Raw genomic sequence first — 4,989 nt, forward strand, 5'->3', positions numbered from 1 at the left:
GGATAACCCCTGGTCAGAGAGACTCTACGCAACCAAGGACAGCTCAAAGGCAGGCCGTTGGCCGGGTTGGAGAACAGCAGCCGCTCGCGCACGGCCGTGTTCAGCGCCGCCCGAAGTGTGGCCCGCACCCGCTGCACCGTCGCCGCGGACACGGGCCTTCCCCTGGAGGTGGTGTGGCCGGAGATCTGATCGAAGGCCCGCTGCACCAGGTCGGGCGTCAGCTCCTCCATCAGGGCTCCGCCCAGGTGCGGGCTGAGGTAGCGGTCGATGTGCTCCTGGTAGCTGACCCGGGTGCGCGCCCGCAGCCGGGTCCGCGTGTCCAGCCAGTGCTGGAGCCACGCGCCCACCGTCAACACCAACGGTCCGCCCGTCCCCGAGGCATCGTCCCGGGCTCTGCGCAACGCGGCACGGGCCGCCTCACGTGAGGCGAACCCGCCCCGCCGCACCCGGGACCGGCCGCCGGATTGGTCCGATTCCAGCGAGAAGTACCAGCTCCCGTGCCCGCGCGAGCGCAACCGCGGACACGTGCTCCCCAGCTTCCTCGAAGTACCGCCCACCCGGCACCCGCACCGCTTGAACACCGGCCCGGACCCCAACATCGCGACCACCTCCGGTCCCAGTCTGCTTTGAGGACCAGAGGGGGCGGGTGAGTGGGAGACGGTGCCACACCGGAGGGGGGTCGGTCGGTGACGGCGAGCCGGACCGCGAGCGCTCCCAGGACCGCACCGGTGGCCGCGTCCAGCACGCGGTGCACCACCGAGCGCCGGAGGAAGCGCCCTAGTGAGCCGATCGCCACCGAGTAGGCGGCCAGCCAGCAGAACGTGAAGGCCGCGAAGACCACTCCCAGAGCGAGCATTCCCCAGAAGCCGGTGGCGAACTGCGGGAGCAGGCTGGTGAAGAACACAGCGACCTTGGCGTTGCCCAGGTTGCTGATCAGCCCCTGGCGGTAGACGGCCACTAGCACCGCCCCTGGAGGCCGCGCTGCCTCCTAACCCTCCTTCCCTCCGGGCGTACCGCGTCACGCAGCGCCAGAGCGGCCAGGTAGAGAAGTAAGCGCAGCCCAGTTACTTCAGGCCATGGGGGATGCGGCTCTGAGGCCGACAGCAACGCCCAGAGCGCTGCTGTGGGTACGCCAGATGGTGGGTGACCTCGCCCGATAGCCTCTCCCACATGACGTCCCCCACTCCCCCGCCGGTCGGGCGGCGGTTCCCCGCTTGGAAGCGGCGGCTGGTCGTCACGGGCATCGTCGTGTCCTGGGCGTGCGCCGTCGGCGCCGGGCTGATGCACATCTGGTCCCTGGCCATCTACGGCGTGTACGAGGGCGGGTGGTACATGCCGCACTGGGCGATGGCGCTGGTACCGGTCGGGCTGCTGAGCGCTGCGGCCGGGTTCAGCACACCGGTGCGGGGTGTGTTGCCGCCCCTGGCGGCGAACCTGTTCATCTTGTTGGGGCAGATCGCGGGGCTGAGTGTGCTGGCACGGGGCCAGTTCCTGCTGCGCGCACTCACCACCTGAGGCGCCCCCGCCCGCCGCACACGGCGATCCTCACGGCACCCCCTCGGGGGGTGACGTCGAGCGCGTCCTGGTGGACGGCGCCTTCGCTGCCGAAGCAGGTCCAGGGCACAACGTGTGTCGATAGTCCCGTACAGCGGGACGGTCCACCAGTCGCGGGGCCTGCACCGACCTCAAGGGGGCTCCCACCAGATTTCGACGGCCCCGACCGGCAGAGGACCGTGTCTGCGGAGGAGTCCGGCGACGGCCTCCAGCGTGGACAGGGACTCCGTAATACCTGCCTTTTTACCGATATCGGCGACCCACTCCCATGCCCCCCCGCGGGCTCGGTGCCCAGAGCAGTCTCCCCATCAGTCCCTGCGAGCGAGCGCTTCTAGGCAGAAGAGTTCTTTTTGCTGCGTCATCGCGTTAGAGCCGGTCTGTCACGTCGATCCCTCGCGCCTGCACACCATGGGCGGTGGCCGTACCGAAGTAGGTGGGTTCACCGACCTCGGTCTCGGCTGTCAACGTCGTTCGAATATGGGTTCTGGCACGGATTCGATGAAGTGCCTGGGGAGGCCGCCGTCATGCCGCGAGTACGCGTTTGCGGAGCAGGTCGGGTTTGGCGCGCCCGTACATCTGGCGCTTGAGCATCTTGAGCCGGTTGACATGGCCCTCGACCACCCCGGAGCTGTAGGGCAGGCTCAGCCCCGCGATCGCGGCGTCGCGGTCGCGGCGCAGCCCGGTGACGAAGGAGCCCAGTTCCGCGATCGATGACTGTGCAGCGCGCTGCATCCACTCGTCCAGCCGGTGGCCCTCACGGCGGGTCATGATCGTCGCGAAGTCCTGCACGAGACCGCTGAGCTGGTTCAAGCCGGACGACGCCCCGCCGCTGTTCGCGGGGAGCTGGCGTGCCCGGGAAGGCATGGACGAGCTCTAGGAGCGCCTTGGGCGCTGACCGCGCCCGTCCCCCGGGGGCGGCCGGTTTCCTCCTGCAGAGCGCTGTCCATCCACCACGACGGCACCTCACGATTCCGTGCATGCCTGGCTCGCCACGGCGCACTGCACCTACGTTAACGCCATTACCAGGCGCGACGTAGTTTAGTACTGTCAGCGCGATCGGCCTGGTCGAATCTCAGTTTCGGTCCGGGGTGAGGACTGCGGACGCGGGCATGCTGGGAGCGCGGTGATGACACGCGAGCGTCCAGGGAAGCCGCATCAGTGGTTCGGTCCATCTGGTGTACGGAGGCGCGCCTGTACCACGTTGGCGATCTCTGTAGCTGCCTTCTGCGGATCTACGCTCCCAAACACGAACGACTGTCCAACCACGCTCGGTCAGTACCTCATGTCTCCATGTCATGGGCCCGATTCCTCGCGATCTTCTCTTGACAGAAGTCCGTGCGTAGCTTCGCTGGGCGGTAGTGTTCTGGGCATCCATGCCAGTAGCAGCCATCTGCGCACCCCGGATTCGCCCAAGCGCCGCAGAAGGCGCAAGGTCCTGCATGGGGACCGAGGCCGAGGACAAAGGCCCCTGACAGGCCAACCTGCAGACCGGATCGGTGACCTGCCGCCCCCCACGACCTGGTATCCGCCCCAAGCCCACGGTGCAAATCCGGATCCCGCACCAAGGACAAGCCCGCTGCCGAAAAGGAGAAGGACATCCGGATCGTCAACTACGGCATCCGCTTCGACGGCCTGGGCAACGTCGACGCCCCGGAACTTGTGGTGACCGCCGTCATGGAGGGGGTAGGTCCCGGACGCTTCTACGGCCGCGGGGTGCTTTCGCTGGCCCCGGCAAGGGGGACGGTGGCCGAGGAGACTTCTAAAGTCCCTGGGCATCGGTAGGTGCCGTCGGAGTCGTCGAACGCCTTCTTGATCAGAAGTCTCAGTTCCTCGCGGCGCGGATCCAATGGGTAACCAGCATGATCGCGGTGACGGCGGCGAAGCAGAAGAGGGACTGCCACAGCGCGACGGCGGTCTCCTCTCCACGGATCCCCAACGCGAGGGCGAAGTACAGCACGGAGAACACCGCGCTGATCCCAATGGCTGCGGTCACCGGACGATCAGCGGACATCTTCCTGACTCGATGCTTCATTGACTTTGGCATAACGTTTCCTTTCCCGACAGCATCCCACTCAACCGTGTGGTGCGTGGCCCCATGGGGCCACGCGGCGCCTGGCGCGGTGTTCACGGACTCAACCGTCGGCCTCCGCGCGCGCTTCTCGCAGGCACTATTCCGACCTGCCCCGGGGCCGAGCCTCGATCACAGATCGCAAGGCCGTGGGCCGGGCCTCCCAGGTGACCTCCAGCCCCGCCGCGTGGATTAGCCCTCTGATTGCGGCCACGCTGCGGTCGGGCTTCTGGATACTTGCCTCTAGCTTGACTGCGTTCCGGGTCGCCCACACATCTCCAGGCGCATCCGGCAGCCGCAGGTGCAGTTCGGCGATGAGCACCCGCCCCGTGGCTCCCGCCGCTTCTGCACAGCGCCGGAGGATCCGTACCGCGTCAGTGTCGGGCCAGTCGTTCAGCACCGTCGAGAGCAGGTAGACGTCGAAGCCCGAGGGAAGGGATGCGAAGAAGTCGCCCGACACCACCGAAATCCGCTTATGGAGGCCAACGCGCTCCATCCTGGCGCCGGTGGCCTTGACACACGTGTCGAGATCGAGGACCACGCCGGTGATATGCGGGTGCTCGTGCGCGATCCGCTCCAGCACCGCTCCCGTCCCCCCGCCGACATCGAGCACCGACCCGATCCGTGACCAGTCGTAGCTGCGTACGATCAGCTCCGCGTCGTGCTCCGCCGGCGAGTCGGCCGAACGCAGATCGTCGAATCCGTCAAGTTCGGCCCCGACCTCCTCCATGTCGGCCCAGAACTCCCGGCCGTGGATCGCTGCGTAGGCGGAGGTCTCCCCGGCCAGTTTCCCTTCCAGCCCCAAGACCGCCATGTCCATCCGCCCCATAAGATGGGTGGGATCGAGGAGCGCACGCAGCGTTCCGCCCGCGCCCTCGCTGAGCAGGGGCTTACCGCGTGGTGCCAGCGCGTAGCGGCCGTCGCCGTCTGCGCGCAGGATCTCCAGTGCCGCTAGGTGGTCGAGGACTCTGCGCATGACGCGCGAATCCGAACCGGTCACCTCTGCCACATCCTCCGCGCTGAGAGAGGACTCCCTAAGGCGGTCGGCAATCCGGTGCCGTGCCGCGATCCGCAGGCATACCGGGGTGACGAGGTCGGCCAAGTCCAAGATCCGGTGCGCGTCCTGGGAGGTATCCATTTACGAGTCTTCCGGTCGCGGTTTGGTGGGTGCACTCGGGCCGTCCTGGCGTGCGGTGGTGATATTGCTCCGCGGACGCACGCAAGGATGTGGGACTCCCGGTGCCCCAGTGGGGCCAGGTGTGGTGGTGTTCGGAGAGGTTGGGAACACGCTCGGCCGCTGTGCGGCCGCCGATCCCGGTGTTGAGCTGTCCTTGGTTGCGTAGAGTCTCTCTGACCAGGGGTTATCC

At 67.4% G+C, this 4,989-nt stretch carries 7 protein-coding genes; 2 read left to right on the plus strand and 5 right to left on the minus strand.

Translation table 11 applies throughout. The annotated features are described in order from the left end of the window. Both C892_RS32490 and C892_RS32830 read right to left on the minus strand, forming a co-directional pair. On the minus strand, positions 1 to 347 hold a 347-nt coding region (locus tag C892_RS32490), incomplete at its 3' end, for a tyrosine-type recombinase/integrase (RefSeq protein WP_239647574.1). A 2-nt stretch (positions 348 to 349) separates the two neighbouring features. Continuing rightward, a complete protein-coding gene (locus C892_RS32830) occupies positions 350 to 964 on the minus strand; it encodes a LysE family translocator (protein ID WP_083934496.1) in 615 nt (204 codons plus the stop codon). Between the two features lie 206 nt (positions 965 to 1,170). Here C892_RS32830 and C892_RS0128170 point away from each other — a divergent pair, with 206 nt between their 5' ends. Then, entirely contained in the window at positions 1,171 to 1,515 is a 345-nt protein-coding gene (locus C892_RS0128170) for a hypothetical protein (RefSeq protein WP_017559944.1), read from the plus strand. A 561-nt stretch (positions 1,516 to 2,076) separates the two neighbouring features. On the opposite strand, the gene C892_RS31090 is transcribed toward C892_RS0128170, so the two are convergent. After that, entirely contained in the window at positions 2,077 to 2,418 is a 342-nt protein-coding gene (locus C892_RS31090) for a transposase (protein WP_083934497.1), read from the minus strand. A gap of 654 nt (positions 2,419 to 3,072) precedes the next feature. Here C892_RS31090 and C892_RS32835 point away from each other — a divergent pair. Continuing rightward, positions 3,073 to 3,336 carry a type I-E CRISPR-associated protein Cas6/Cse3/CasE gene (locus C892_RS32835; RefSeq protein WP_152513501.1) on the plus strand — a complete coding sequence of 88 codons (264 nt, stop codon included), beginning with the start codon at positions 3,073 to 3,075 and terminating at the stop codon, positions 3,334 to 3,336. 40 nt (positions 3,337 to 3,376) lie between these two features. On the opposite strand, the gene C892_RS31680 is transcribed toward C892_RS32835, so the two are convergent. Both C892_RS31680 and C892_RS29830 read right to left on the minus strand, forming a co-directional pair. Beyond that, positions 3,377 to 3,547, minus strand: a complete 171-nt coding sequence (locus C892_RS31680; RefSeq protein ID WP_017559946.1) for a hypothetical protein — start codon at positions 3,545 to 3,547, stop codon at positions 3,377 to 3,379. Between the two features lie 175 nt (positions 3,548 to 3,722). Then, on the minus strand, positions 3,723 to 4,760 hold the full coding sequence (locus C892_RS29830; RefSeq protein WP_017559947.1) for a methyltransferase: 1,038 nt from the start codon (positions 4,758 to 4,760) through the stop codon (positions 3,723 to 3,725). Between the last annotated feature and the right edge of the window lie 229 nt (positions 4,761 to 4,989).

Source organism: Nocardiopsis baichengensis YIM 90130 (genome assembly GCF_000341205.1).
Classification (GTDB): domain Bacteria; phylum Actinomycetota; class Actinomycetes; order Streptosporangiales; family Streptosporangiaceae; genus Nocardiopsis_A; species Nocardiopsis_A halophila.

Excerpts from the sequence above, each read along its gene's own strand:
- C892_RS0128170 (WP_017559944.1), top strand. The coding sequence starts at position 1,171 with ATGACGTCCCCCACTCCCCCGCCGGTCGGGCGGCGGTTCCCCGCTTGG.
- C892_RS31090 (WP_083934497.1), bottom strand. The coding sequence starts at position 2,418 with ATGCCTTCCCGGGCACGCCAGCTCCCCGCGAACAGCGGCGGGGCGTCG.
- C892_RS29830 (WP_017559947.1), bottom strand. The coding sequence starts at position 4,760 with ATGGATACCTCCCAGGACGCGCACCGGATCTTGGACTTGGCCGACCTC.